Origin of the sequence: Dyella sp., assembly GCF_035685805.1 — a bacterium.
Taxonomy (GTDB): Bacteria; Pseudomonadota; Gammaproteobacteria; order Xanthomonadales; family Rhodanobacteraceae; genus Dyella_A.
Map to the genome: position 1 here is coordinate 1 of NZ_DASSAB010000030.1, position 25,797 is coordinate 25,797.

Sequence of the window (25,797 nt, forward strand, 5' to 3'; positions counted from 1 at the left end):
GGCGAGTGGCAAGCAGCGAGCGATAGACCAGCGAGGCGAACCAGCCCGGGTCACGCTCGGCCGCGCTGCTGCCATGCAGGCGGCCGCTGCGCGCCAGCAGCCAGCCGGCCGGTGACAGCACGCGCGCCTGCACACCCGTAGGCACCAGCTGCGCCAGCTCGCCGGACAGCACCGCCGAGTAGCGGCGCAATGGGCGCGACTCGACGGCCTGCCGATCGCCGCCGCTGCTGGCGTCATAGGCGCCGATACCCAGGCGGCTCGGCGCCGGTTGCCTCGGCAGGCGCAGCTCGACCTGGTAGCCGCTGCCGTCCTCCTGCCAGCTCGCGCCAAGCTGATCGGGCAGGCCGGGCACCGGCGGGTCCAGCGGCAATGCCTGCAGCGGCCCCGGTGCCGCGCTGGCCAGCAGGTAGCGCCGCTGGCCGGCGGCGTTGCCGAGGGCGAGAATCAGATGGTCGGCCAGCAGCGCGTTCGCGTCTTCGGCATCGGCGCGGGTGCGGTGGGTGTCGGCCACCTGCGCATGCAGGTAAAAGCCGTCCGCATCCTCGGCCAGCAACAGCTGTCCGCGTCGCGCGAACGGCTGGCTCCATGGCGTCAGCGGTGCCCAGTCGTCGCCGTAGCCGTCGACGGTGATCGGCGTCTCGGCGCGCTGCACGTACCAGGCCCGGCTCCCGTCCGGCAGCGCTTTCCCGATGACGGCGAGGCTGCGCGCCACCGCCCGCGCAGACGCCGTCAGCGCCTGCGCCTGGCCGTCGCGCAGCAGGTTCTCCATCTGCCGCACGTACAGCCAGCCCGCCACCGGCAGGGCCAGTGTGCACAGCGCGACCAGCAGCAGCTTGCGACGCAGGCTCATGGCACAGGGGTCTGCGCGTGCTGAACATCGATGGTGGACTCGACCAGGTCGTCGCACAGCAGCCGCTGCAGCAATGCGCGCAGGGCCGCGGCATCTCCCGCTGGCGTCAGATGGACACCAGCGAGGTTGCTTATGCCGCAGGCGGGGGTGGTGATCACGGGCACGCCGGCGGCAATTGCCTGCAGCAACGCCCGCGGCGCGTGCTCGACGTGTGCGGGCAATACCACTACGGCAGCGTGAGAGAGCCAATCATCGCGATAGTGGCCCTGCTCCAGCGCAATCCCTCTCCACAGCAGAGGGTCGCTGGCAGCGGAGCCGAGGATTCGCAGTCGACACGGCAATCCACGCAGCGCCTCGGCCAGCTCGCCAGCGCCTTTGCGGGCGAGTGCGCTGGCAGGGAACACCACCAGCGGCGGGTGCACTGCGCCGCGGCTCGCGACGGACGTGGGCATGTCCCACGACAGGAGACGCACTGCGAGCCCGGGCGCGCGACTTGACCAGTGTGCTGCAACGTCGGTATGCGCAGTGATCAGTCGGCGCGCGCCGCGCAGGGCAGCGAGCTCGGCTCGCAGCAGCGCGTCGGGGGCGCGAAAATCTCGCAGTGCGGCACGTGATGTTTCCGGATCGCCAGCGCGCGCGCCGGCCTGGTCCAGTCGACGCTGGATCTCGTCCATCGGCAGCGCCCTGGCAAGTACGTCATACGTCCGCCCGCCAAGCGCGCCCTGCAGCAGCAGATGAGGCAACAGCCCCTGATCGACGACAAGATGCGTGTGCTCGGGTCGAAGATCGCGCCCATACGCGCGTGCAAGCCAGCGCTGGCCGTCCAGCACGCTGGCCTGCCGCTTTCCCGGCTGATTTGCATGCAGGCGCAGCCAGGCCGCGCGGCGCCAGCCGATCCAGACCAGGCGTAGCGCCCTCCATCTCCCGCGACGTACCCGCTCGGGCGAATCGGCCGTTGTCTTGGCGGGCCGGCGGCGAAGCAGACGTCCAATCGAAGCGTGCGGCGTTATCGGCCGCATCCGCTCGGCGGATCCCGCCTGCGTCTGCAGCCATCGCTCGAATTCCGGCACAGCGTCATCGAGCAGCCAGGCGGTGCGTGCACGACCCTGATCGGACAGAGACCGGTGCCGGAAGCAGTCGGCCTGGTCGCAGTTAAGGCAGCTGCGAGCGAGCGCTGAGGTAGACGCCACCGTTGCGGCATTTATCGAACCCGGATTTGTATTGCCCGTCGCTACCCGCAGTGCGAGCACCAGCTCGGTGGCGGTCAAGGTCAGCTCGATACGCCACGCCACCGGCGCGCGAATCCGCAGGTCCACGTAATTCCAGAACACGGTCGCATCGAGTGGCTCACCTTCCCCCGCACCTGCGCGCATGGAATGCGCATGCCGCTCGATCAGCTCGAAACCCGCGCGGTGGGCGCAGGTCGCAAGCGCATTGGACAGCTGACAGATGCCGCCGGCGATGGTGGGAATGATGCAGCCTGCGCGCACTTCGCGCCCCGCCACGAAGCCGCGCGAGCGAGCGGGGCGACCGAGCTGCCGCCAGAAGCTGAGCGTTTCGCCGGCAGGAATTTCGAGCCCGTCGAATGCCTTCGCCGCCAGGCGCAGGTTGTGCACCTTGCCTGCAGTAAGGATGAACTCGCTCTCCGGCTCTGACGGCCACAGCGGCGAGCGCCACTGCGCAACCACCGATGCCGCCGCCAGCGTATTGCCGGCGCGCCAGCGTCGGGACCGGCCGCCGAAGCAGCCGCGCAGACCGTGCAGCAGGACGTGACCCCGTGTGCGCAGCCAGAAGCCAGCTGCCTGCGCGCGTGTCGGCGTCGACCATGCAGGCGCTTGCGGGATCATCTGGCGTTCTTGGAATCCGTGCGATAGCGCGACGCCACCACCACCCGGAAGAAGTCGGCGAGCAAGGCCGCGGCGCCGGGATCGCCATCGTCGAAGCTCATCGACCAGCTCAGGCGCGCGCGTGCACGCTTGCCCGGCTCGCAGAACACCAGGATGTCGTCGATCCGGTCGCTGCCCTGGTAGAGCGAGGCCTTGCACGCCATCGTCGGGTGCCTCACCTCCAGGCGCGACACGGTGCCGTTGGGATCGAGCTGGAGATAGCGCTTGCGATCGGTCTGCACCTCGTCGTCGAGCGTCGCCAGCTTGCTCGGCCATACGTTGAGCACCATCACGCGTTGCGGCTTGCCGCTCCACTCGCCCTGGTACAACACCGCATCGACCCCGATGGCGCGGGCATAGGTGCAGCAGTCGCGCGTCCAGCCGGGTGGGGTGGCGGCAGCCACCGTCCACGCCGGCACGTTGCCGTCGCGCGCGCCCCGGGCAAGCTCGTCATTGGGCGCGGTTGCCGCTTGAGTCAGTGCCGCGACGCCGGCCAGCGCCAGCAGCACGAGCGCGCGCGGCATCAGGGCTTCCACCGGTAGCCCACGCCGTGCACAGTTTCGATGGCATCGAACTCCGGCGCCACCGCGATGAACTTCTTGCGGATGCGCTTGATGTGCGAGGTGATGGTGGCGTCGTCCACCACCAGCTCGGCCTCGCGCATCAGCTGGTCGCGGTTCTTCACGTGGCCGGGGAAGCGCACCAGCGTATGCACCATCCAGAACTCGGTGACGGTGAGCGGTATCTCCTCGCCGTTCCAGGTGATGCGCATGCGCTCGGATTCGAGCTTGAGCGGGCCGTGCTCGATCACCGTCTCGCTCGCCGCCGGCGCCTGCAGCGAGGCGATGCGCCGAAACAGCGCGGCGATGCGCGCGGCCAGCTGATGCAGGCTGGTGTCCTTGCTGAGGTAATCGTCCGCGCCCAGGCGCAGGCCGGAGATCACGTCGAAGTCCGAGTCGCGTGCGGTGAGGAAGATGATCGGCAGCGTGGCCGACTTCGCCCGCAGTTCGCGGCACAGGTCGAAACCGCCTTCGGGCTCGTCGCCCAGGCCGATGTCGATGATCACCAGCTCCGGCAGGCGCATCGCGAAGGCGCTGGAGGCGTCCTGTCGCGAGCCGTAGCCGCGGGTGTCGTAGCCAAAGCGGTTCAATGCCTCGACGTAGTTGGCGCGGATCAGCGGTTCGTCTTCGACGATGGCGATGCTGCGGCCCATGGGACTTCCTTGGCGTGGCGTGGTGGGTGGCGCGCAGCGTGCTATGCGCAACCGGGCGAAGCAAGCCACCGGGAGCCGCTGCCCGCAATTTGCCCCAAGCCATCGCTCTGCGCGCCGCAACGGGTCCCCGGCTGCGCCGCTGGCGGGCGCCTCATGGCCATCACCGCCCCCACTCCTCCGAGAGGTCCGACCATGGCCCGCGCGCCCACCGACCCTGCTGCTGCCAATGCCGAGTTGCATGCCTTTGAACCGCTGCGCGTGTCGCTGGCGATCGGTGCCCTGCTGCTGGGCCTGTTGATGGGCCTGCACTAGGAGCCCTGCTGATGACATTGCACCGCCCACTCCCGTTCGCCTGCGTCACCGATGCCATGGATGACATCGCCGCCCCCTTCGCCACCACACAGGGAAGCGTGGTGGCGCCGGGCTCGCACGAGCCTGATCCAGACTGGCAACCGCTTTAGCGCCGCGCGAGCGGTTGCGGCGTGTTCTTCCCCGACCTTCATGGCCGTTCCTTTTCCCCTCCTCCCGAGGGGAATTTTTTGCCCGGCGCAGGAAAATACTGAACAGCCGGGAACCATCGCCGTCCGACGCGGCTCCAATGCTTCGAGTGGCGTCGCGCCATTGCCGTGGAAACCGCCGTGGCGCGCTGGTTGGCGCAGCGGCGGGCGGCGCCCACTCTGGTGATCTCCCCTGACGTCCGACGACGTTTGTCCCGGTGCCACGTGGCTCCGGGACTTTTTTTGCCGGTAGCGCGACGGTCAGCCGATCGCGGCACGCATCGCGGCGATGGCCGCGGCGTAGTCCGGCGTGTTGAAGATGGCCGAGCCGGCAACGAAGGTGTCGGCACCGGCCGCCGCGATGGCGCCGATGTTGTCCGCGCTGACGCCACCGTCCACTTCCAGCCGGATCGCGCGGCCGCTGTCGTCGATGCGACGACGCACCTCGCGCAGCTTGTCCAGCGCGGAGGGGATGAACTTCTGTCCGCCGAAGCCCGGGTTCACCGACATCAGCAGCACGAAGTCGAGCTTGTCCAGCACGTGGTCGAGCCAGCTCAGCGGCGTGGCCGGATTGAACACCAGGCCGGCCTGGCAGCCGGCGTCCTTGATCAGGCCGATGGTGCGATCGACGTGCTCGCTGGCTTCCGGATGGAAGCTGATCGAGTTGGCGCCGGCATTGGCGAAATCCGGCACGATGCGGTCGACCGGCTTGACCATCAGGTGCACGTCGATGTGCGCGCTGATGCCGTAGTCGCGCAGCGCCTTGAGCACCATCGGGCCCATCGTGAGGTTGGGCACGTAATGGTTGTCCATCACGTCGAAGTGGACCCAGTCGCCGCCGGCGGCGAGCACCTTGGCGGTGTCCTCGCCGAGCCGGGCGAAGTCGGCCGAGAGGATGGACGGAGCGATGATGGGAGCCTGCTTGCTCATGCCGTGACCTGTGTGGTGTGGGGTTGCAGCCGGCCGCCCGGAGAACACTGCAGCGGCGACGGACGGTGATTGGATCGCCGGCGCCGCGGGGCGACCGGCACGATCGGGCGCGGTTACTTGAAGCCCTTCTCGGCCTTGATCCGCTCGTAGGCGGCATTGATCTCGCTGGCGCGCGACTCGGCGCGCTTGCGCATGTCTTCGGGCAGGTCGCCCAGGCGATCGGGGTGATGCTCGGAAATCAGCTTGCGATACGCGCGCTTGATCGCGCGCTCGTCGGCATCGCGGCCGATGCCGAGCACGGTGTAGGGATCGGGCCCGCCGGTGGAGCGATGCGGCGGCACGTAGCCGCCGTTGCCCGCGCCGCCGCGGGGGCCGCTGCCGGCGTTCCAGGCATAGCCCTTCATCGCCATCAGCGCCATCAGTTCCATGTCGCTGATGCGCATGGCAAAGGCCAGCTGGCGCAGGATCGCCATCTTCTCCGGCGGCGGATTGCCCTCGGCGAGCACGGTTTCGATCACCACGTCCAGCACCGGGAAGGCGTGGTCGCGGCGCAGGCCCACCCAGTCACGCAGGCCGTTGATCGCGGGGGCCACGTCGAACTCCGGCTGCTTGCCGGCGTTGAAGCTGGAAATGGCTTCCTGCCGTTGCGCCGGCTCCAGGCCCATGCGCGCCATCAGCCGCTCGGCCACGGCGATCTCCGCCGGCGACACGCGGCCGTCGCTCTTGGCCACCGCGCCGAGCAGCGCGAACAGCGGGCGAATGAACCCGCCGGCCTCGGGAATGGCACTGCGGCGCTGGGTGTAGCGCATGTTGTCCAGCACGAAGCCGATCAGCGCGCCGACCACCGCACCGGGCAGGCCGCGGCCGATGAACAACCCGATCACCGCGAACCAGAAGGTGTAGGTGTAGCTCATGGTTGAGCCACCGGGGTCTGCGCGCTGTACCACTGGGCCAGCGCGTCGAGTTCGGCGTCGCTGACCGGGCCGATGGCCGCACGCATGATCGGCACGTCGCGGCTGCCGTCACGGTAGTGGGCGAGCGCCGTGCGCAGATATTCCAGCCGCTGGCCGGCCAGGTTCGGCGCACCGGGTATCTGCGCCATGCCGCGCTCGCCGTGGCAAGCGGCGCAGAGCCCGAGACGGGCGGGTTTGTCAGGCATCGCGGCCCGGGCGGGCGCCACAGCGGCCAGGCACAGCGCCGCGATCAGTACGGTTCGCATCGGCAACACACGGCATGAAAGACGCGCCAGTCTAACAGCGGCCCCGACGGCCGCGGCCGGGCAGGTGCTGCCGTTACACTATGCCGCGCTGCCCGACCGGAACCGACCCCGTGCCCACTACCCTGCTGCAATCGAACCTGCCCGGCCTGGAATTGATCCACCGCGGCAAGGTCCGCGACGTATACGCGCTCGACGCGGAGCGTCTGCTGATCGTCGCCACCGACCGCCTGTCCGCCTTCGACGTGGTGTTGCCCGATCCGATCCCCGGCAAGGGCGAGATGCTGACGCAGATCTCCAATTTCTGGTTTGCGAAGACCGCGCACCTGGTGCCCAACCACCTGCTCGACGTGCCGCTGGCCGAGGTGCTGCCGCCCGGCACCGATCTGGCCCTGTACGCGAAGCGCGCCGTGGTCACGCGGCGGCTCAAGCCGGTGCCGGTGGAGGCGATCGCCCGGGGTTACCTGATCGGCTCGGGCTGGAAGGACTACCAGCGCACCGGCGCCGTCTGCGGCATCGCGCTGCCGCCCGCGCTGAAGCAGGCGCAGCAATTGCCGGAGCCGATCTTCACGCCGTCGACCAAGGCCGCCGTGGGCGACCACGACGAGAACGTTTCCTTCGAGGCGGTGGTGGACGCGGTCGGGCACGAGCTGGCCGTGAAGGTGCGCGACGCCACGCTGGCGATCTACCGCTGGGCCGCCGCCTACGCCGCCGAGCGCGGCATCATCCTGGCCGACACCAAGCTCGAGTTCGGCACCGATCCGGGCGGCACGCTGTACGTGATGGACGAAATGCTTACGCCGGACTCCTCGCGCTACTGGCCGGCCGACCAGTACCAGATCGGCCTCAGCCCGCCCAGCTACGACAAGCAATTCGTGCGCGACTATCTGGAGACGCTGGACTGGAACAAGACCGCGCCGGGCCCGCACGTGCCGGCCGAGGTGATCGCCGGCACCTCCGCCAAGTACGCCGAAGCGCTGCAGCGCCTGGCCGGCATCCGGCTCGACTGAGCCGACCCCGACCGGAGGCAACGCCATGCGCAGCATGCAGGACTGGCTCGACAGCTACAGCGCGGACCACCAGAACCCTGTCAACCAGCGGCTGCACTGGCTGTGCGTGCCGCCGATCGTGTGGAGCGTGATCGCGCTGCTTTGGACCATCCCCGTGCCGCCGCGCTTCCTGCAGCCGGGCGCGTGGGCGGTACTGGCGATGGTGCTGGCGTTCGGCTGGTACTGGAAACGTTCGCACCGGCTTGCAGGCGCCCTGCTGGTGGCTTTTGCCTTGCTGGCACTGCTCACCGGGTGGGCATTCAACCAGCTCGGCGCGGCGAACCTGCGCTGGCTGGCGCTGGCAGTGTTCGTGGTGGCGTGGATCGGCCAGTTCGTCGGCCACCAGTACGAGGGCCGGCGGCCCAGTTTCCTCACCGATCTCTCCTACCTGCTCATCGGTCCCGCGTGGCTGATGGAAAAGCTGCTGCGGCGGCTCGGATTCAAGGCCAACGCATGACCACCCTGCTCACCCTGCTCAGCACCCTCCTGTGGTGGGTGCTGTACAGCTCGATCTTCGCGCTGTTCTTTTCCCTGATCGCCTGGCCGCTGCTGCGCTGGGCCGAGCGCAGCAACGTGGTGTTCAACCGCGTCTACCTCGCCTGCCTGCTGTGGACGATGGCCGGCATGGCGCTGGTGGCGGGCGTCGCCATCCACGAGGGGCGCGTGCGCCCGCCGTATGGCGCGCTGCTGGCGTCCAACGCACTGCGCGGCGTGCTGGTGGTGGACATGCTGGTCGGCGCGTTGCTGCTGTGGCGGCTGATCCCGCGCGTGGACGCGCGGCGGATCCGTCCCACCAGTGCCTGCATGGCGGTGGCGGCCGTGGTGGCGGTGGCGTTCGGCGTGGCGACCAGCCTGGCCTGACCGGCGAGGCGGCATCGCGGCTCAGGCCGACTGCCGTTCCAGCCAGCGCCAGCCGTAGAACGCCGGTACGCCCAGCGCGATGATCAGCAGACTCATGCCGGCATCACGCGGTGCGTGGATCGAGGTGGCGATGATCACCCCCAGCACCGTCGCCACGAACAGCATCGGCAGCCACGGATAGAACGGCACGCGGTAGGGCGAGGGCTCCTCGGCCAGATAGCGCCGGTACCAGAACAGCGTGGCGATACCGAAGGCGTGCGCCAGCCATTCGCCCACGGTGGTGTAGTCGAGCAACTGCCCGAAGCTGCCGGACAACGTGAGCACGATCGCCCAGGCGCCGAGGGTCGCCAGCGCCACCTGCGGCGCCCGGCTCACCGGATCGAGCCGGCCCACCGCGCTGAAGAACATGCCGTCCTTGCCCATCGTCTGCAGCACGCGGGCGCCGCCGGCGATGGCGATCGCGCAATAGCCGAAGGTGGAGCAGGCAATGCCCAGGGCCATCAGGGTGGCGCCGCGTTCGCCCAGCAGCGCGCGCATGAGATCGGCCGCCGGCGCCTGGCTGGCGGCCAGGCCCGCGTGCCCCAGGCCCGCGAGATAGGCGAAGTTGACCAGCAGATAGCTGCCGACCACGCCGGCCATGCCCAGCCCCAGTGCTCGCGGCAGGGTGCGCTGCGGATCACGCACCTCCCCGGCCAGGTCATTGAGGTAGTGAAACCCGCCGTAGGAGAACAGCACCGGCAGCAGTGCGCCGAGGAAGGCGCCCGGCGCCACCGGGTGCACCTGGTCGATGGCCAGCGCGGTGCCCAGGTGCCCGCGCGCCAGCACCAGGCCGACCACCACCAGCAACATGATCGCGGCCAGCTTGAGCACCGTGAACAGGTTCTGCATCAACGCACCGGCGCGAATGCCGAACAGGTTGATGCCCACGATGAAGCCGATCGCTCCCACCGCCACCGGCTTCACGAAACCGTCCGGAAAACCCAGCGCCGCGCAGAAGTAGTCGGCGAAGGTGGTGGCCACGGCCGCCACGCTGCCCGGGTAATTGATCAGCGCCATGGTCCATCCGAACAGGAACGCCGGCAGCTTGCCGAACGCCTCGCGCAGGTACACATAGGTGCCGCCCGCCTGCGGCCGACGCGCGCCGAGCTCTGCATAGCAGAGCACGCCGGCGAGCGTGAGCAGTCCGCCGATCGCCCAAAGCAGCAACACCTGCCAGCCACCCGACGTGCGCTCGGCCACCGTCGCCGGGGTGCGGAAGATGCCGGCACCGATCACGCCGCCGATCACGATCGAGGCGGCGTCCCAGATGCCGAGGCGGCGAACGTATGCGGGGGCGGTGGATTCGGTGGTCATGCGATGGGCGTCACTGGCGGCAAAACATCGGCGCATAGCCTGACACGGCGGCCGCCATTTGTGCCGCTGCAAGGGGCTCTCGACCCTCGGCGGAGGGTCGTCACGCACATGCGGCTATCGACGGGTCCCGCAGCCGATGTGGTCGGAGCCATGGTCGGCGATGGCAGCAGTCCAGGGCTGCAGCGTGCTGGTGCGGTTACGCGAAGCCTCGTTCATGGACACCGTCTTGCGTCATGGGCAACGCGAACCGCGCCGGTCGACCGTCCGCCCGGCAGACGATTGCCGCATGTCAGCAGCACGCGGGGCTTGCAGGCGGTCTGGAGCCGAAGCGGGCGGGTAACCGGCGCGCTTGCGGGAGGCGGCGCGGCACGCGCTTCCTGTGCGCAGGCGGGAAAGCCAAAGCAGGATTTCGCGCAGACGGATGTCGGCCGGCTCTCGTCGGGCGTGGCAGGCAAGCGGCGTATGTCGGCCTTACCGCACCCTGCGGATCACGAGGTGCTGGCGCCCGCGGCCGCTAGAATCGGCCCCTCATCGCCCGTCCGGATCCACCGTGCCCCACGCATCCACCCCATGTTGAACACGCCTCCCGCACCGATGGCGAAGCGGCCCACGCGCCTGGGCCACCGCCTTTCGCTGGCGGCGGCGCTGATCATGCTCGGCGTCGCGGCGTGGCTGATGCACCGGTACCTGCTGCAGATCCGCTGGCGCGACTTCGCCGCGGCGTGGGCACGCCTGCCGGCCAGCCACATCGCCGGGTCGTTGCTGGCTGCCGGCGTGAGTTTCGCGATGCTGGCGCTGTTCGAGATGCAGGCGGCGCGCCTGACCGTTCCCGGCCGCCTGTCGATGCGGCGCGCCGCGTTCGGTGGCGCGGTCGCCAACGCGTTGGCGAACACGCTCGGCTTTCACGCCATCACCGCCAGCGCCGTGCGCTACCGGGTCTATGGGGCGGCCGGGCTCGGTGCCGGCGACACGGCGCGCATCGTGGGCGTGGCCGGGCTCGGCGTGGGGCTCGGCTTCGCCGTGGTGATCACCGGCGCGCTGTGCTGGGAGCCGGCGATCACCCACGGCTGGGGGCGCTGGCCCGGGCTGGCGCTGCTGGCGGCGCTGGCCGTGCTGCTGGCATGGCTCGGCCGGCGGCCCCGCTCGCTGCGCCTGTTCGGCTGGACGCTGGTGTTCCCCGATGCGCGCAACGCCGCATTGCAGATGCTGATCGGCGCCGTCGAGATGACTGCGGCGATCGCCGCGTTGTACATCCTGCTGCCGCCATCGATCGCGCCGCCCTTCGTCGATTTCCTGCCGATCTACGTCGGTGCGGTGCTGGCCGGGCTGATCAGCCACGCGCCGGGCGGGCTGGGGGTGTTCGAGAGCATCGTGCTGGCATCGTTTACCCAGGCGCAGCGCCCCGATCTGCTCGCGGCCATGCTTTGCTACCGGCTGACCTACAGCCTGCTGCCATTCGTGCTCGGCAGCCTGGCGCTGGCAGCGCACGAGGCGCATCGACGTGTCACCCGTCGGGGCCCGTCGCCTGCCGCGGCTCAGTTGGACGGCGGATAGCGACGGATCAGGCGCTGCTGGCGGAGATGGTGGCGCAACAGCGCCCAGGCGCCGATCGGCTGATGTCCGCGCGCGCGATTGGCCGCGCCGATTGCGAACAGCGCGCGCTGCTTGGCGAAGACCATCGCGTAGACCTGCCGCACGCTGTACTTCGGATCCCATGCGTGCACGGCCTCGGAGCCGGCGCCGTTCACCTCCATGATGGTGAAGCGGCCCTCGCGCAGGTCGGCCAGGGTGGCGTAGCGCACGTCGAAACGGCCCACATGGAACTGTGGCATGTCGCGCGCCAGCGCCTCGACGGTGTCCAGCAAGGGCTCCGTGGCGAACGGCGAACCATCCTCGTAACGACCGCCGATGCGGGTCGAGCCGATCAGCGACAGCCGCACCACTTCGCCCTGCGCCGGCACGCGCAGCGGGTCGAAGTCGCACTGGTGCTCACGCGGCCGCGCCACGGCGCGGCGCAGGCGCTCGTCGGCCGCCACCAGTTCGCCGAGCGTGCGCAGCCCGTCGCCGACCACCTGCGGATAATGGCGCAGCAGGATGCCGAGCAGGCGGCCGCGTGGCTGATCCGGATGGCGCAGGTAGTAGATGCCCGCCTCGCCCGGCTCATCGAGGTAACGCTGCAGCATCAGCGTTTCGCCCGCGGGGAAGCCGGCAAGGTAGTCGGCAAGTGCGGCAACATGGTCCAGCCGCCGCACGCCGAAGCCGCACCAGCCCAGGTCCGGCTTGGCGACCACGGGAAAATTTAGCCCCGCCGCCTGCATCTCGCGCCGTGCGTGATCCAGCGGGTCGCTGCCTGCGACCGGGAACAGCGCATACGGCGCCACCCGGGCCCGTGCGAATGGGCCCATGCCGGCGAAGTACTCCGATTTCGTGTCACCCACCAGGCCCCCGGCGGTGATCTGCGGATTGGCGGCGGACGGCAAGGTGAAGCTGCGGTAGCGCACCCCGAGCCACGCCCACTGCAACACCATCGGCACCAGGTTGAGCCATTTGGGAATGCGCTCGATGGTGCCCGGCCGCGGTTCTGTTGCGGCCGTCACGGTGATGCCGGGGGGGCAGGCGATCGCCGGCTCAGTCACGGCCGAGGATCTCGTACTGGATCGGCTTGAAGGCGAAGTTGTTCGACTGCCCGGCCGAGCAGGCGGTGAGACCGATGAGCAGATCCATCTGCGCCTCGAACACGATGTGGTCGCCGGGACGGCTCAGCGGTGGCTCCACCGTGATGGCGCCGGTGTCCGGATTGACCGGCACGTTCATGAACACGTTGAAGGCGGTCGGGATGGCATCTGCCGCGACTCCGTACGGCGCCAGCGCGGCGGCGAGGTTGCCGAAGCAGCCGCGATGCGGCTCGGCCTCGCCATAGATGATGCGGAACATCTCGGCCGAGCACGGCGAGAGCAGAAAATCGTGGCGGCCCACGGTGTCCTCCACGATCCGCAGCATCACGCCGGAGCGGTTGGAGTAGATCGGATCGCCGGTGGAGAGGTAGATGCGGCTGGCGTAGTCGATGCTGCGACCGGAGGAAATCGCCTCGCCCAGATCGGCGCGGTTGAATGCCACCAGGTCCGCCACCTGCTCGCCTTGCGGATCGATCACCTTCAGTCGCTCTCCGCGACGCAGCTCGAAGGCGACGCCGCTGCGTGGCGCGATGGTGTGGATCATGCGCATCCGCCCCCGTGGCTGCCGCTTGGCGTGCCGGCCGGGAGGCGGCCGTTGCGCAGGCCCGGCGCAGGATACGGGTGATGATGTCCTTGCATGGGTGCTCCTGGTGAAGTGGCCGCTGCGACGGCCGCGCGTGCTGCCCATTGCAGCCTGTCGCGGGCACGCTACGGACGCGAGCGCTGAGCCGATGTGAATGCCCGCGGGCCGCCGCGCGGGCACCGGCACCGGCTCGCTAGAATGGCGCCATCGTCCCGCCGAACCGCTTCGTGCCTCCCACGCTCCGCAAGATCCTGCATGTCGACATGGACGCGTTCTACGCGTCGGTGGAGCAGCGCGATGATCCGTCGCTGCGCGGCAAGCCGGTGGTGGTGGCATGGCGCGGGGCGCGATCGGTGGTCTGCGCGGCCAGCTACGAGGCGCGTCCGTTCGGCGTGCGCTCGGCGATGCCCGCGGTGCGCGCCGAGCGGCTGTGCCCCCAGGCGATCTTCGTGCCGCCGGACTTCGCCCGCTACAAGGCGGTATCGCGGCAGATTCGCGAGATCTTCGCCCGCCATACCGACCTGATCGAGCCGCTGTCGCTGGACGAGGCCTACCTCGACGTGACCGTGACCCGCAGCGCGCTGGGGTCGGCCACGGCAACCGCCGAAGCGATTCGCGCGGCGATACGCGAAGAAACGGGGCTGACCGCCTCGGCAGGCGTGGCGCCCAACAAGTTCCTGGCCAAAATCGCCTCCGACCACCGCAAGCCGGACGGGCTGTTCGTGGTCCGTCCGCACCAGGTGGACGCCTTTCTGCTGCCGCTGAAAGTCGCCCGGCTGCCCGGCGTCGGCAAGGTCATGGAGAGCCGGCTGGCCGAGTTGGGGATCACCACGGTGGCGCAGCTGCGCACGGTGCCCCTGGCGGACATGGAGCAGCGCTTCGGACGCTGGGGCCGCCGGCTGCACGAGCTGTCGCTGGGCATCGATCACCATCCGGTGCAGCCTGAGCGGCTGACCGTGCAGGTGTCGGCCGAGGACACCTTCGAGCACGACCTGCTGCTGCCCGAGCTGGAGCCGCACATACGTCGCCTCGCCGAGAAGACCTGGGCCGGGCATCAGCGCGAACAGGGTCGCGTCGCCCGCACCGTAGTGCTGAAACTCAAGACCGCCGATTTCCAGACCCTCACCCGCAGCCTCACGCCGGCCAGCCGCCCCACCTCGGCACAGGCGCTGGCCGACCTCGCCTGCGCGCTGCGAGAGCGGGTGGACCGAGCGCCCGACACCCGCTATCGACTGGTCGGCGTGGGCCTCTCCGGCTTCGTGGAAGAGGACGCCTACGCGGCGCAGAGCGACCTGTTCGGGCCGCTTCCGGGGGGCTGAGTCCACGGGCACTCCCAGTGCTTGCTATTAAATAGTGCGCTATGTATATTGCAGGCATGGTCAAGACCCAACGCCCCGACGACAGCCACGCTCTGCTGCAACTCGACCGGCAGGTCTGTTTTTCGCTGTATGCAGCGCAGCTGGCGATGACCAAGGTGTACCGCACGCTGCTGGCCGACCTGGGCCTGACGTATCCGCAGTACCTGGTCATGCTGGTGTTGTGGGAAACCGACGCGATGACCGTGTCGCAGATCGGCGATCGGCTGTTCCTCGATTCGGCCACGCTCACGCCGCTGCTCAAGCGACTGGAGGGCGCGGGGCTGGTGCAGCGCCGCCGTGCCAGCCACGACGAGCGTCAGGTGGTGATCTCGTTGACGCCGCAGGGTGAAAGCCTGCGCCAGCGTGCAGCGGACGTTCCCGGCGCGGTGTTTTGCGCGACCGGCTGCGATCGCGACGAGCTGCTGGCCTTGAAGTCGCAACTGGACACACTGCGCCGACAGCTGTCGGGCGCGCAGTAACCAATGCGCATCGAAGCCCCACTCGCTCAATCAAGTAGTACGCGATTTCATCGCACACACTAACAGCGGCAGGTCTGCCGCTCATCAAAGGAGTCATCCATGTCAATCGATACCGTTCTCTACCGTGCACATGCCAAGGCCACCGGCGGCCGCGACGGCCAGGCCACCTCGTCCGACGGCGTGCTCGACGTCAAGCTCAGCACGCCGCGCGAGCTCGGCGGCGCCGGCGGCAGCGGCACCAACCCGGAGCAGCTGTTCGCGGCCGGTTACTCGGCCTGCTTCATCGGCGCCATGAAGTTCGTTGCCGGGCAGCAGAAGATCGCCCTGCCGGCCGACACCACCGTCGAGGGCAGTGTCGGCATCGGCCAGATCCCGGCGGGCTTCGGCATCGAAGTGGCTCTGACCATCACCATTCCGGGCATGCCGCGCAGCGAGGCCGAGGCGCTGGTCGCCAAAGCACATGAGGTTTGCCCCTACTCCAACGCCACGCGCGGCAACATCGACGTGACGCTGACGGTGGCTTGATCGACCCGCGGCGGGTGCTCCAGTGGGCGGGCGCAATCTACACTCGCGCCACATGCCCGCTGCCCTGCCGCCCGTCGATGATCCGGCCCCCTGCCCCGGCCTTCCCCCGCCGGGGCAGTGGTGCCTGTATCTGATCGAATGCGCCAACGGGGCCTGGTACGCCGGCATCACCAATCGGCTAGCGCATCGCTACGCTGCCCATGTGGCCGGGCGGGGGGCGCGTTACACCCGGGCCAATCGGCCGCGACGGCTGCTCGGCTGGCGGCCCTGCGCCGACCGGCGCGCCGCAGCGCGTGCGGAATGGGCGATTCGGCAACTGCCACGCGACCGCAAGCTCGCGTTCCTGCGCCTGCCGGAAGGGCTCGACTGCAGCCCGACAGACGCGGCCAACCCCCGAAAGTAGGCCTATTTCGGCCAAATGGATACCCGCTCGGACCGGTCCACGAAAAAAATGTGTGGACAAGGGGGGTGTACCCCGGGGTACTCTGGCTGAGTAGTGCTTGGGGCAAACTCGTATGCACTGCGTATCTTGCGGCGAGTCTGCCCCACTCCGAGCCGTAAACCTCTCATGTGTCAAAGGTTAAAGTGTTATGTCAAATCGCCAGAGCGGTACTGTCAAGTGGTTCAACGATGCCAAGGGCTTCGGCTTCATCAGCCCGGAAAGCGGTGACGACCTGTTCGTCCATTTCCGCGCCATCCAGGGCACCGGCTTCAAGTCGCTGCAGGAAGGCCAGAAGGTGACCTTCATCGTGACCAAGGGCCCGAAGGGCCTGCAGGCCGACGAGGTTCAGGCAGTCTAATCTGCCTGCTCGGCTCGCCCACTCGGCTTGCCGAGTGTGAAAAAGCCCGCTTCGGCGGGCTTTTTTTTATGCCCGTGATCCGGCGGAACGCGTTGACCCTGCGCGCTCAGGTTTTCCACCCGGCGCCGCGACGCCGGGTGGACAATTGGGCTGCCCTACTTCTTCTTTTTCGGCAGGTACAGATCGGTGATGGTGCCTTCGTAGACTTCCGCCGCCATGCCGACCGATTCGCTCAGCGTCGGATGCGGGTGGATGCTCAGGCCGATGTCGGCCGCCTCGGCGCCCATCTCGATCGCCAGCGTGATCTCCGAGATCAGGTCGCCGGCGTGCGTGCCGACGATGCCGCCGCCGACCACGCGATGGGTTTCCTCGTCGAAGATCAGCTTGGTGAAGCCTTCGGTGCGGTCATTGCCGATCGCGCGGCCGCTCGCAGCCCACGGGAACTTGCCGACCCCCACCTTCAGCCCCTTTTCCTTCGCCTCGCGCTCGGTCACGCCGACCCACGCGATTTCCGGGTCGGTGTAGGCGACCGACGGGATCACCCGCGCATCGAAGTGACTCTTGAGGCCCGCCACCACTTCGGCCGCCACGCGCGCCTCGTGCGTGGCCTTGTGCGCCAGCATCGGCTGGCCGACCAGATCGCCGATCGCGAAGATGTGCGGCACGTTGGTGCGCATCTGCGTGTCGACGTTGATGAAGCCACGCTCGGTGACGGCCACACCGGCCTTGTCCGCGCCGACCTTGCCGCCGTTGGGCGAACGCCCCACCGACACCAGCACGCGATCGAACAACGCGGTGTCGGGAATCGAATCACCCTCGTAGCTGACCTCGATGCCTTTCTTGGTGGCCTTGGCGGCAGTGACCTTGGTCTTGAGGTGAATCCCCTTGAGCTTCTTGCCCAGGCGCTGCGCCAGCGGCTTGATCAGGTCGGCATCGGCACCGGGAATGATCTGGTCCATGAACTCGACCACGGTGACTTCGCTGCCGAGCGCGGAATACACCGTCGCCATCTCCAGCCCGATGATGCCGCCGCCGACCACCAGCATCTTCTTCGGCACGTCCTTCAGTTCCAGCGCACGGGTCGAGTCCAGGATGCGCTCGTCGTCCCACGGGAACATCCCCAGCTTCACCGACTGCGAACCGGCGGCGATGATCGCGTGCTCGAAGCGGATCAGCCGGGCTCCCTCGGCCGTCTGGACTTCCATCTCGTTAGGCGACACGAACGTGCCCACCCCCTGCACCGTGCGCACCTTGCGCTGCTTGGCCATGCTGCTGAGCCCACCGGTGAGCTTGCCCACCACCTTGGTCTTGAAGTCGCGCAGCTTGTCGATGTCGATGCTCGGCTTGCCGAAGCTCACGCCGTGTGCGGCCATTGCCTCGGCCTCGTCGATCACCGCAGCGGCGTGCAGCAGCGCCTTGGACGGAATGCAGCCGACATTGAGGCACACGCCGCCCAGCGTTCCATAGCGTTCGACCAGGACAGTGTCCACGTCCAAGTCTGCAGCGCGGAAGGCCGCGGTGTAGCCGCCCGGGCCGGAGCCGAGCACCACCAGCTTGCACTCGATGTCCGGGGTGCGTCCCGATGCACCCGCCGCCTTCGGTGCAGGCGCCGCGGCGCCGGCTGCAGCCGCAGCGGGCGCCGCCGTCGGGGCGGGCCCCGGTGAAGACTCGGTTGAAGGTGAAGGTGAAGGTGACGGTGCGGGCGTCGCTGCCGCGCTGTCGGCTACCTCCAGCACGGCGATCAGCGCCCCCTCGGACACTTCGTCGCCGACGGCGAGCTTGAGCTCCTTGACGGTGCCGGCGGCGGTGGACGGAATTTCCATCGTCGCCTTGTCCGACTCCAGCGTGATCAGGCTTTGATCCTTGGCGACGGTATCGCCGACGCTCACCAGCACCTCGATCACCGGCACGTTGTCGTGACCGCCGATGTCGGGAACCTTGATCTCGAGAGTGTTGGCCATGGTGTGTTTCCTTCTGGGTGCAGGGGTCAGCGCGGGGCGCCGGATGACGGATCGGCGGGGAGACCGTCGGCAGCGCCGGACGATCGCTCCTCGATATCGCGTTCGACGTCGCGTGCGGCGTCGTTATGGGTAGCCGCGCCAATGTCCCCGTCGGCGTCGGCTTCACTGCGCCCGGGCGGCTCGGTGTGACGCGCCCAGCTCTTTACGTGCAGGTCGCGTTGCGGAAACGGAATCTCGATGCCGTACCGCTCCAGCGCGGTATGCAGCGCCCAGTAGTAAGCGGCGGTGATGGCGCCGACGCGGCGGGTGGCGTCGGCGTTGAGCCAGACCACCAGGGCGAAATCCAGCGAGGAGTCGCCGAAACCGGTCAGCCACACCTGCGGCGCACGCGGGCCACCCAGGCTGAGCGTGAACGGCACCTCGGCAGCGGCTTCCAGCGCGGCCTTCTTCACCAGCTCCTTGTCGGTACCGTAGGCCACGCCGAAGGGGATCTTCTGCCGACGCGCCACTTCGCGCAGGGTCCAGTTCACCACCCGCCCGGTGACGAACTCGGAGTTCGGCACCAGGATGTCGATGTCGTCGTTGGTGCTGATCAGCGTGGCGCGGATGCGGATCTCGCGCACGTGGCCGTGGATGCCTGATGCCAGCTCGACGAAGTCGCCCACCTTGAGGCTGCGGTCGAACAGCAGGATCAGGCCAGACACGAAATTGTTGAAGATCGCCTGCAGGCCGAACCCAAGGCCCACGCCCAGCGCGCCGGCGAACACCGTCATCTTGGCGATCGGGATGCCGGCCACGCCGAGCCCCCACAGCACGCCGATCACCAGCATCAGGTAGCGGACCAGGCGCTCCACCGTGTACAGGGTCGACTGGTTGACGTGCCGGTTGCGCTGACCGTAGCGGTACAGCAAACGCTTGAGCACCGAGATGCCGACCAGGAACAGCGCGAACACCAGCACCCCGGCCAGCACCGAACCCACGGAGACCTGGATGCCGCCGAAGCTGAAACCGCGCTCGAGCAGGTTGCTCACCCGGTCCGCGCCCCGCTGCAGCGCCGTGGGATCTTCTGGATCAGGCACCACGCCGCGCGCCGTCAGGAAGTCGGAAAGCCGCACCGGACCGGACCGTCGTCGTTACAGCAACAGGCGGCGGATGTCGCCCAGCTGCTGGGCCAGGAACGCGGCGAAGCGTGCCGCCAGTGCGCCATCGATGACGCGGTGGTCGTAAGACAGCGACAGCGGCAGCACCAGCCGCGGCGCGAACTCCTTGCCGTTCCACACCGGCTTCATGGCCGCCTTGGACACGCCCAGGATCGCCACCTCCGGCGCATTCACGATCGGTGTGAACGCGGTGCCGCCGATGCCGCCCAGCGAGCTGATCGAGAAGCAGCCGCCGGACATGTCAGCCGGGCCGAGCTTCTTGTCGCGCGCCTTCTTCGAGATCTCGCCCAGCTCGCGCGCCAGGTCGAGCAGGCCCTTCTTGTCGCAGTCGCGGATTACCGGCACCACCAGACCATCGGGCGTATCCACGGCAATGCCGATGTGAAAATACTTTTTCAGCGTGAGCTTTTCACCGGCTTCATCAAGCGACGCATTGAAGCGCGGGAACGCCTTCAGCGCCGCCACCACCGCCTTGATCTGGAACACCAGCGGGGTGACCTTCAGATCCTTGTTCTCCTCGCCGAGCTTCTTGCGGAACGCCTCCAGCTCGGTGATGTCGGCATCTTCGTGCTGGGTGACGTGCGGGATCATCGCCCAGTTGCGCGCCAGGTTGGCACCGGAAATCTTCTGGATGCGCGACAGCGGCTGCTCCTCGATCTCGCCGAACTTGGCGAAGTCCACCTTGGGCCACGGCAGCAGGTTGAGCCCGCCAGCGCCGGCCAGCGGTGCGCCCGCGACCGGCCGGGCGCCCGACGCCAGCGCGTGCTTGACGTAGGCGCTGACGTCTTCGCGCTGGATGCGCCCGCCGCGCCCGGAACCCTTCACCTGGGTCACGTCCACGCCCAGCTCCCGCGCGAAGGCGCGGATCGCCGGGCTGGCGTACGGCGCATCCCCGGGCATCACGATCCTTGCATCGAACGGCGGGCGCGCCTGCGGCGCCACATCACCTTCGGGCGCGTTGCCGGGAAGCACGCCACGCGCCGCCACCGGCGCCGGCTTCTCCTCGACCTTCGGGCCACCCTGGCCGATCGGCTTGGCCGCCGCGGGTGCCGGTGCCGGCGCAGCGGCGGCGCCCTCGGCCTGCACCAGCGCAATCAGGCTGCCTTCGGCCACCTCGTCGCCCACCGCGAGCTTGATCTCCCTGATCACGCCGGCGAACGGCGCCGGTACTTCCATGGTGGCCTTGTCCGACTCCAGCGTGACCAGGCTCTGGTCCTTGCTGACGGTGTCGCCGGCTTTCACCAGGATCTCGATCACCGGCACGCTGTCGAAATCGCCGATGTCCGGAACCCGCACTTCACGCACGCCGCCGTCCGCCGTGGCCGCGGGAGCGGATGCGGCCGGAGCAGGTGCGGGGGCGGGGGCGGGGGCAGCAGCCGCCGCGGCGGTGGGCGCTGCCGCGGGCGCCGATGCAGCGGCCGCATCGTCGGCCTCGATCATCGCGATCAGCGAGCCCTCGCCCACCTCGTCACCGACCTTGAGCTTGAGCTCCCTGATCACGCCTGCGAACGGCGCCGGCACTTCCATGGTGGCCTTGTCCGACTCCAGCGTGATCAGGCTCTGCTCCTTCTCCACCCGGTCGCCGACGCTGACCAGCACCTCGATCACCGGCACCTTGTCGCCGCCGATGTCTGGAACGAGTGCTTCTTTGAGAGCGGCCATGGGGACTCCTGGAGTGCGGGGCGGGATGGGGAGCGGGCCGCGCGGAACGGGCCTCGGCAAGGCTTCCATCATAACCAAGGCGCGCAACCGGCGGGACTGAAAACGTGTGCAACGGCTCCGTTCGCCCACGTATGGCATGACCTTGGGCGCATGTCCGCGACCGATGCAGGCCCTAAGCTCGAGCACACGGACGCCGCTGCCGCGGCGCAGGAGGGACCCATGCTGGCCATTCGCGACCTCTCCAAGACGTACGCCAACGGCGTGCGCGCCCTGCGCGAGGTCACGCTGGACGTGCCGCACGGCATGTTCGGCCTGCTCGGTCCCAATGGCGCCGGCAAGTCGACGCTGATGCGCACCATCGCCACGCTGCAGGACCCCGATCGCGGCAGCATCACGCTGGACGGGCAGGACCTGCTGGCGGACAAACCCGCCGCGCGCCGACTGCTCGGCTACCTGCCGCAGGAATTCGGTGTCTATCCCCGGGTCTCGGCCGAAGCCATGCTCGACCACTTCGCCGTGCTGAAAGGCGTGGTCGCGCGCGGCGAACGGCGCGACCTGGTGCAGACGCTGCTGCGCAAGGTCAATCTGTGGGACGTACGCAAGCGCAAGCTGGGCACGTTTTCCGGCGGCATGCGCCAGCGCTTCGGCATCGCCCAGGCACTGATCGGCGACCCGCGCCTGGTGATCGTGGACGAGCCCACCGCGGGCCTGGACCCGGAAGAGCGCAATCGCTTCCTCAACCTGCTGGCGGAGATCGGCGAGCGCACGGTGGTGATCCTCTCGACGCACATCGTGGAAGACGTCACCGACCTGTGCCCGCGCATGGCGATCATCGGCCAGGGCCAGGTGCTGCTCGCGGGCGAACCGCTGGAGGCGATCGCCAGCCTGCAGGGCCGCGTATGGCGGCGCACGATCGAGAAACACGAGCTGGACGGCTATCGCGCCCGCATGACCATCCTCTCCACCCGCCTGCTGGCCGGTCGCACCCAGGTGCACGTGCTCGCCGACGGCTCGCCCGGCGAGGGCTTCGTGGCCGTGGCGCCGGACCTGGAGGACGTGTACTTCGGCCGCCTGCGTGCGCAGGCCACCGCCAAAGCCGCCTGACCCACGTCCGCGCGCAGGAACGCCCGCATGCTTTACGAAATCTTCCGCTTCGAGTGGCGCCAGCAGCTGCGGTCTCCGCTGCTGTGGATCGTCGCGGCGGTTTTCGGTGCCATGGCCTTCACCCTGACCAGCACCGACGCGGTGGCGCTCGGTGGCGCCACCGGCAACGTGCTGCGCAACGCACCGATCGTGACGGTGCGACTGATGGCGGTGCTGACCGTGTTCAGCATCTTCCTGGTGGCGCTGTTCTTGGCCGGCGCAGCGCTGCGCGATTTCGAGCAGCGCACCGCCGAGCTGATGTTCACCACGCCGGTGTCGCGCAGCGCGTACCTGGGTGGGCGTTTCCTCGCCGGCTACCTGGCGTGCCTGGCGATCCTGGCGGTGTGCGCGGCCGGCCTGCTGCTCGGCTCGCTGATGCCGTGGCTGGAAGCCGCGCGGCTCGGGCCGGCGCGCGCGGTCGGCTATCTGTGGTCGTTTGCGGTGATGGTGATGCCGTCGATGCTGTTCATCGCCGGGCTGCTGTTCCTGCTGGCCACCACCACGCGCTCGCTGCTGGCCACCTACGTCGGCGTGGTGATGTATTTCGTGCTGCAGCTGGTCAGCGGCATGCTCACCCGCGACGTCGACAATCACGTGCTGGCCGCGCTGCTCGATCCGTTCGGCGGACGCACGCTGGCGATCGTGACGCGCTACTGGTCGGCCGACGAACTCAACCACCTGCTGCCGCCACTGACCGGCCTGCTGCTGTTCAACCGCCTGCTGTGGGGCGGCGTCGGACTGGCGCTGTTCGGCGCGGCAATGGCGCTGTTCCGGGTCGATCGCGAGGGTCTGTCATTGCCGCGACGCAAGCCGCGACCCGAGCCGCCGATGCTCGGCGCGGCGAGACCGGCCATGGCAGGCGTGGCCAGCGTGACGCCCGCGGACGGCTGGCGCGTGCGCGTGGCGCAGCTGCGCGCGCAGTGGGCGTTCGACACGCTGGCGGTGCTGCGCGGCGTGCCGTTCCTGATCATGCTGATCCTGGCGCTGGTCAACGTGCTGGCGATCCTGGCGCTGTCCGGCCAGATCTACGGCACCGCCACCTACCCGGTCACCCACCGCATGCTCGAGACGGTGCGGGGCGGCTTCCAGGTGATGCTCTACATCATCCTCACCTTCTACGCCGGTGAGCTGGTATGGCGCGAACGCAGCGCGGGCGTGGCCGAGGTGAGCGATGCCTTTCCCACCGCGGACTGGGTGCCGCTGGTGGCCAAGCTGCTGGCGCTGTTCGCGGTGGTCGTGACGTTCCTCGTGGTGGGCGCGGCGGTGGCGCTGGGCTGGCAGCTCGCGCACGGCTACACCGCGCTGGAGCCCGGCCTCTACCTGGCCACGCTGGCACTGGACGCGGTGCCGTACCTGCTGCTGTCGACGCTGGCAGTGTTCGTGCAGGTGCTGTCCAACAACAAGTTCCTCGGCTACCTGCTGACGATCGTATGGCTGGCGGCCAGCCTGATCGGCTTCGACCTGCTGCACTGGGACCATCACCTCTACAACTTCGGCACGGCACCGGCCACGCCGTATTCGGACCTCAACGGTTTCGGCCATTTCCTGCCCGCTGCCCTTTGGTTCTACGGCTACTGGAGCTGTCTGGCGGTGGCGATGGTGGCGACCGCGGCGCTGTTCTGGGTGCGCGGCACCGGGCAGTCGTGGCGCGAGCGCCGGCGTGAGGCACGCGCGCGCTTCCGCGGCGCGGTGCGCGTGGTGATGGTGGCGGCGCTGCTCGCGTTCGCCAGCCTCGGTGGGTGGATCTTCTACAACACCAACATCGTGAACACCTATCGCAACAGCGAGCAGGCCAGCCGGGAGAGCGCCGACTACGAGAAGAAGTTCGCCCGCTATCGCACCCTGGCCCAGCCGCGCATCACCGCCGTGGACGCGGATGTCGACCTGGACCCGCGCGCCCGCCGCCTGCGCATCGTGGCGCACATGACGCTGGTGAACCGGCACGACACGCCGATCCGTGAGCTGCACGTCAACACCGACACCGACTTCACCACCACGCTGTCGTTCGCCGCGCACGACCTGGTGGAGCAGGACGCGACTCTCGGCTACGCGATCTATCGCCTCGAGACGCCGCTGGCGCCGGGAGCCTCGATGCCGTTCGACGCCACGCTCGAGTACGCACCGGAAGGCTTTGCCAACAGCCCGCAAGGCAGCTTCCTGGCCCACAACGGCACCTTCTTCAACAGCACCGTGCTGCCACGGTTCGGCTACCAGCCGGACCGACAGCTCACCGACCGCAACTCCCGCCGCAGGCAGGGACTGCCGGGCGACGTGCCGCGCATGCCGGCGCTCGGCGACGAGGCCGCGCGGGCCAACACCTACATCAGCAACGATTCGGACTGGATCCATTTCGAGACCACCATCGCCACCGCCGACGACCAGATCGCGATGGCGCCGGGATATCTGCAGAAGGATTGGCACGCGGGCGGCAAGCACTACTTCCGTTATGCGATGGACAAGCCGATGCTGGATTTCTTCTCCTGGATCTCGGCGCGCTACGCGGTGCAGACCGACCGCTGGCGCGACATTCCGATCGAGGTCTACTACAACCCGGCGCACCGCTGGAACGTGGACGACATGATCCGCAGCGCGAAGGATTCGCTGGCCTACTACGAGGCGCATTTCACGCCGTACCAGTTCCGCCAGCTGCGCATCCTGGAGTTTCCCAACTACGCCAGCTTCGCGCAGTCGTTCGCCAACACCATTCCATTCTCCGAGTCGGTAGGTTTCATCGCCGACCTGCGCGACCCGGCGAAGATCGACTATCCGTACTACATCACCGCGCACGAAGTGGCGCACCAGTGGTGGGCGCACCAGGTGATCGGCGCGAACATGCAGGGCTCGACCATGCTCAGCGAGTCGCTGGCGCAGTACTCGGCGCTGATGGTGATGAAGCAGCGCTACGGGGCGCAGCAGATGCGCCGCTTCCTGCGCTACGAGCTGGACAACTACCTGGCCGCGCGCGCCGGCGAGCCGGTGCAGGAGGAGCCACTGGCCAGGGTGCAGAAAAGCCAGACCTACATCCACTACCAGAAGGCGTCACTGGTGTTCTACGCGTTGCAGGACTACATCGGCGAGGACACGCTGGACGGCATCCTCAGGCAGTTCCTGCATGACAAGGCGTTCCAGCAGCCGCCCTTCACCACCTCGCAGGAGTTCATGGACTACCTCAAGCGCGGCACCGATCCGAAGTGGCACGCGCTGATCGACGACCTGTTCTGGAAGATCACCTTCTACGACAACCGCACCACGGCAGCGACCGCACGCAAGCTCCCCGATGGCACCTACGAAGTGACGCTTGCCGTGCACGCGGGCAAGGCCTACGTCGACGGCACCGGCCGCGAGACTGCCGCCACCCCGGACGAGCCGGTGGATATCGGAGTGTTCGGCGCCTCGCCCGGCAAGGGGCTCGATGGCCCGCCGCTGTACCTGCGCAAGCGGGTGCTGCCGCCGGGCGACAGCACCCTGACCGTAGTGGTCGATGCATTGCCCGCCGAGGCAGGCGTGGACCCTTACAACAAGCTGATCGACCGCATTCCCGCCGACAACCGCCGGGCGGTGACGCTGCCGTAGCGCTGGCCGCGGCGCGGGGGGGC

The 25,797-nt window shown here is 68.6% G+C and carries 24 protein-coding genes; 11 read left to right on the plus strand and 13 right to left on the minus strand.

What is annotated here, in order from left to right:
• The 7 genes from VFG40_RS06320 to VFG40_RS06350 all read right to left on the minus strand — a co-directional run.
• The coding region (locus VFG40_RS06320) for a DOMON domain-containing protein (RefSeq protein WP_525931237.1) at positions 1 to 850 on the minus strand (850 nt) is incomplete at its 3' end.
• Positions 847 to 2,697 carry a VanW family protein gene (locus VFG40_RS06325; protein WP_324896393.1) on the minus strand — a complete coding sequence of 617 codons (1,851 nt, stop codon included), beginning with the start codon at positions 2,695 to 2,697 and terminating at the stop codon, positions 847 to 849. The genes VFG40_RS06320 and VFG40_RS06325, both read right to left, overlap by 4 nt.
• Complete coding sequence (locus VFG40_RS06330) at positions 2,694 to 3,260, minus strand: hypothetical protein (protein WP_324896056.1); 567 nt, start codon at positions 3,258 to 3,260, stop codon at positions 2,694 to 2,696. Before VFG40_RS06330 ends, VFG40_RS06325 begins: the two co-directional genes overlap by 4 nt.
• Positions 3,260 to 3,949: a proteobacterial dedicated sortase system response regulator gene (gene pdsR, locus VFG40_RS06335; RefSeq protein WP_324896058.1), complete on the minus strand. Its 690-nt coding sequence runs from the start codon at positions 3,947 to 3,949 to the stop codon at positions 3,260 to 3,262. Before pdsR ends, VFG40_RS06330 begins: the two co-directional genes overlap by 1 nt.
• Before the next feature lie 758 nt (positions 3,950 to 4,707).
• Positions 4,708 to 5,376, minus strand: a complete 669-nt coding sequence (rpe, locus tag VFG40_RS06340; protein ID WP_324896060.1) for a ribulose-phosphate 3-epimerase — start codon at positions 5,374 to 5,376, stop codon at positions 4,708 to 4,710.
• A 113-nt stretch (positions 5,377 to 5,489) separates the two neighbouring features.
• Positions 5,490 to 6,290: a co-chaperone DjlA gene (gene djlA, locus VFG40_RS06345; RefSeq protein ID WP_324896062.1), complete on the minus strand. Its 801-nt coding sequence runs from the start codon at positions 6,288 to 6,290 to the stop codon at positions 5,490 to 5,492.
• Positions 6,287 to 6,595, minus strand: a complete 309-nt coding sequence (locus tag VFG40_RS06350; protein ID WP_324896064.1) for a c-type cytochrome — start codon at positions 6,593 to 6,595, stop codon at positions 6,287 to 6,289. The genes djlA and VFG40_RS06350 overlap by 4 nt, the downstream gene beginning before the upstream one ends.
• Before the next feature lie 110 nt (positions 6,596 to 6,705).
• Here VFG40_RS06350 and VFG40_RS06355 point away from each other — a divergent pair, with 110 nt between their 5' ends.
• The 3 genes from VFG40_RS06355 to VFG40_RS06365 are packed head-to-tail and all read left to right on the plus strand — an operon-like array spanning position 6,706 to position 8,502.
• Positions 6,706 to 7,602, plus strand: coding sequence for a phosphoribosylaminoimidazolesuccinocarboxamide synthase (locus tag VFG40_RS06355; protein ID WP_324896066.1), 897 nt, complete (start codon positions 6,706 to 6,708; stop codon positions 7,600 to 7,602).
• 25 nt (positions 7,603 to 7,627) lie between these two features.
• Positions 7,628 to 8,098 carry an Mpo1 family 2-hydroxy fatty acid dioxygenase gene (locus VFG40_RS06360; protein WP_324896068.1) on the plus strand — a complete coding sequence of 157 codons (471 nt, stop codon included), beginning with the start codon at positions 7,628 to 7,630 and terminating at the stop codon, positions 8,096 to 8,098.
• Complete coding sequence (locus VFG40_RS06365; protein WP_324896070.1) at positions 8,095 to 8,502, plus strand: hypothetical protein; 408 nt, start codon at positions 8,095 to 8,097, stop codon at positions 8,500 to 8,502. The genes VFG40_RS06360 and VFG40_RS06365 overlap by 4 nt, the downstream gene beginning before the upstream one ends.
• A gap of 21 nt (positions 8,503 to 8,523) precedes the next feature.
• Here the strand turns inward: VFG40_RS06365 and VFG40_RS06370 are convergent, their stop codons facing one another.
• A complete protein-coding gene (locus VFG40_RS06370; protein WP_324896072.1) occupies positions 8,524 to 9,855 on the minus strand; it encodes an APC family permease in 1,332 nt (443 codons plus the stop codon).
• 570 nt (positions 9,856 to 10,425) lie between these two features.
• Here VFG40_RS06370 and VFG40_RS06375 point away from each other — a divergent pair.
• On the plus strand, positions 10,426 to 11,409 hold the full coding sequence (locus VFG40_RS06375) for a putative bifunctional lysylphosphatidylglycerol flippase/synthetase (RefSeq protein WP_324896074.1): 984 nt from the start codon (positions 10,426 to 10,428) through the stop codon (positions 11,407 to 11,409).
• Here VFG40_RS06375 and VFG40_RS06380 read toward each other — a convergent pair.
• A complete protein-coding gene (locus VFG40_RS06380) occupies positions 11,391 to 12,491 on the minus strand; it encodes an ATP-grasp domain-containing protein (RefSeq protein ID WP_324896076.1) in 1,101 nt (366 codons plus the stop codon). The two genes, VFG40_RS06375 and VFG40_RS06380, sit on opposite strands and share 19 nt — an antisense overlap.
• Positions 12,484 to 13,074 (minus strand): DUF1989 domain-containing protein, encoded by a 591-nt coding sequence (locus tag VFG40_RS06385; RefSeq protein WP_324896078.1) that lies wholly within the window; start codon positions 13,072 to 13,074, stop codon positions 12,484 to 12,486. Before VFG40_RS06385 ends, VFG40_RS06380 begins: the two co-directional genes overlap by 8 nt.
• Before the next feature lie 266 nt (positions 13,075 to 13,340).
• Here VFG40_RS06385 and dinB point away from each other — a divergent pair, with 266 nt between their 5' ends.
• The 5 genes from dinB to VFG40_RS06410 all read left to right on the plus strand — a co-directional run bounded on the left by dinB (position 13,341) and on the right by VFG40_RS06410 (position 16,275).
• Positions 13,341 to 14,432: a DNA polymerase IV gene (dinB, locus tag VFG40_RS06390; protein WP_324896080.1), complete on the plus strand. Its 1,092-nt coding sequence runs from the start codon at positions 13,341 to 13,343 to the stop codon at positions 14,430 to 14,432.
• Positions 14,433 to 14,488: 56 nt separating this feature from the next.
• Entirely contained in the window at positions 14,489 to 14,950 is a 462-nt protein-coding gene (locus VFG40_RS06395; RefSeq protein WP_324896082.1) for a MarR family winged helix-turn-helix transcriptional regulator, read from the plus strand.
• Between the two features lie 99 nt (positions 14,951 to 15,049).
• Positions 15,050 to 15,475 carry an organic hydroperoxide resistance protein gene (locus VFG40_RS06400; RefSeq protein WP_324896084.1) on the plus strand — a complete coding sequence of 142 codons (426 nt, stop codon included), beginning with the start codon at positions 15,050 to 15,052 and terminating at the stop codon, positions 15,473 to 15,475.
• 52 nt (positions 15,476 to 15,527) lie between these two features.
• Positions 15,528 to 15,878 (plus strand): GIY-YIG nuclease family protein, encoded by a 351-nt coding sequence (locus tag VFG40_RS06405; protein WP_324896086.1) that lies wholly within the window; start codon positions 15,528 to 15,530, stop codon positions 15,876 to 15,878.
• Between the two features lie 187 nt (positions 15,879 to 16,065).
• A complete protein-coding gene (locus VFG40_RS06410) occupies positions 16,066 to 16,275 on the plus strand; it encodes a cold-shock protein (protein ID WP_324896088.1) in 210 nt (69 codons plus the stop codon).
• A gap of 155 nt (positions 16,276 to 16,430) precedes the next feature.
• Here the strand turns inward: VFG40_RS06410 and lpdA are convergent, their stop codons facing one another.
• From lpdA to aceF, 3 genes are read right to left on the minus strand one after another with little or no spacing between them, the layout of a single operon-like run.
• The gene (lpdA, locus tag VFG40_RS06415; protein ID WP_324896090.1) at positions 16,431 to 18,236 is read right to left on the minus strand and encodes a dihydrolipoyl dehydrogenase; all 1,806 of its coding nucleotides are present in this window, start codon (positions 18,234 to 18,236) and stop codon (positions 16,431 to 16,433) included.
• Between the two features lie 26 nt (positions 18,237 to 18,262).
• Positions 18,263 to 19,315 carry a mechanosensitive ion channel family protein gene (locus tag VFG40_RS06420; RefSeq protein ID WP_324896092.1) on the minus strand — a complete coding sequence of 351 codons (1,053 nt, stop codon included), beginning with the start codon at positions 19,313 to 19,315 and terminating at the stop codon, positions 18,263 to 18,265.
• 54 nt (positions 19,316 to 19,369) lie between these two features.
• Positions 19,370 to 21,058, minus strand: coding sequence for a dihydrolipoyllysine-residue acetyltransferase (gene aceF, locus VFG40_RS06425; protein WP_324896094.1), 1,689 nt, complete (start codon positions 21,056 to 21,058; stop codon positions 19,370 to 19,372).
• Positions 21,059 to 21,277: 219 nt separating this feature from the next.
• Here aceF and VFG40_RS06430 point away from each other — a divergent pair, with 219 nt between their 5' ends.
• Positions 21,278 to 22,162 (plus strand): ABC transporter ATP-binding protein, encoded by an 885-nt coding sequence (locus VFG40_RS06430; RefSeq protein WP_324896096.1) that lies wholly within the window; start codon positions 21,278 to 21,280, stop codon positions 22,160 to 22,162.
• A gap of 27 nt (positions 22,163 to 22,189) precedes the next feature.
• Complete coding sequence (locus tag VFG40_RS06435; RefSeq protein ID WP_324896098.1) at positions 22,190 to 25,774, plus strand: ABC transporter permease/M1 family aminopeptidase; 3,585 nt, start codon at positions 22,190 to 22,192, stop codon at positions 25,772 to 25,774.
• Positions 25,775 to 25,797 lie beyond the last annotated feature (23 nt).

Bases quoted from the DNA above. Each gene is read 5' to 3' on its own strand.
- VFG40_RS06325 (WP_324896393.1), bottom strand. From the start codon at position 2,697: ATGATCCCGCAAGCGCCTGCATGGTCGACGCCGACACGCGCGCAGGCA.
- VFG40_RS06330 (WP_324896056.1), bottom strand. From the start codon at position 3,260: ATGCCGCGCGCGCTCGTGCTGCTGGCGCTGGCCGGCGTCGCGGCACTG.
- pdsR (WP_324896058.1), bottom strand. From the start codon at position 3,949: ATGGGCCGCAGCATCGCCATCGTCGAAGACGAACCGCTGATCCGCGCC.
- rpe (WP_324896060.1), bottom strand. From the start codon at position 5,376: ATGAGCAAGCAGGCTCCCATCATCGCTCCGTCCATCCTCTCGGCCGAC.
- djlA (WP_324896062.1), bottom strand. From the start codon at position 6,290: ATGAGCTACACCTACACCTTCTGGTTCGCGGTGATCGGGTTGTTCATC.
- VFG40_RS06350 (WP_324896064.1), bottom strand. From the start codon at position 6,595: ATGCGAACCGTACTGATCGCGGCGCTGTGCCTGGCCGCTGTGGCGCCC.
- VFG40_RS06360 (WP_324896068.1), top strand. From the start codon at position 7,628: ATGCGCAGCATGCAGGACTGGCTCGACAGCTACAGCGCGGACCACCAG.
- VFG40_RS06365 (WP_324896070.1), top strand. From the start codon at position 8,095: ATGACCACCCTGCTCACCCTGCTCAGCACCCTCCTGTGGTGGGTGCTG.
- VFG40_RS06370 (WP_324896072.1), bottom strand. From the start codon at position 9,855: ATGACCACCGAATCCACCGCCCCCGCATACGTTCGCCGCCTCGGCATC.
- VFG40_RS06375 (WP_324896074.1), top strand. From the start codon at position 10,426: ATGTTGAACACGCCTCCCGCACCGATGGCGAAGCGGCCCACGCGCCTG.
- VFG40_RS06385 (WP_324896078.1), bottom strand. From the start codon at position 13,074: ATGATCCACACCATCGCGCCACGCAGCGGCGTCGCCTTCGAGCTGCGT.
- VFG40_RS06395 (WP_324896082.1), top strand. From the start codon at position 14,489: ATGGTCAAGACCCAACGCCCCGACGACAGCCACGCTCTGCTGCAACTC.
- VFG40_RS06400 (WP_324896084.1), top strand. From the start codon at position 15,050: ATGTCAATCGATACCGTTCTCTACCGTGCACATGCCAAGGCCACCGGC.
- VFG40_RS06405 (WP_324896086.1), top strand. From the start codon at position 15,528: ATGCCCGCTGCCCTGCCGCCCGTCGATGATCCGGCCCCCTGCCCCGGC.
- VFG40_RS06410 (WP_324896088.1), top strand. From the start codon at position 16,066: ATGTCAAATCGCCAGAGCGGTACTGTCAAGTGGTTCAACGATGCCAAG.
- lpdA (WP_324896090.1), bottom strand. From the start codon at position 18,236: ATGGCCAACACTCTCGAGATCAAGGTTCCCGACATCGGCGGTCACGAC.
- aceF (WP_324896094.1), bottom strand. From the start codon at position 21,058: ATGGCCGCTCTCAAAGAAGCACTCGTTCCAGACATCGGCGGCGACAAG.
- VFG40_RS06430 (WP_324896096.1), top strand. From the start codon at position 21,278: ATGCTGGCCATTCGCGACCTCTCCAAGACGTACGCCAACGGCGTGCGC.
- VFG40_RS06435 (WP_324896098.1), top strand. From the start codon at position 22,190: ATGCTTTACGAAATCTTCCGCTTCGAGTGGCGCCAGCAGCTGCGGTCT.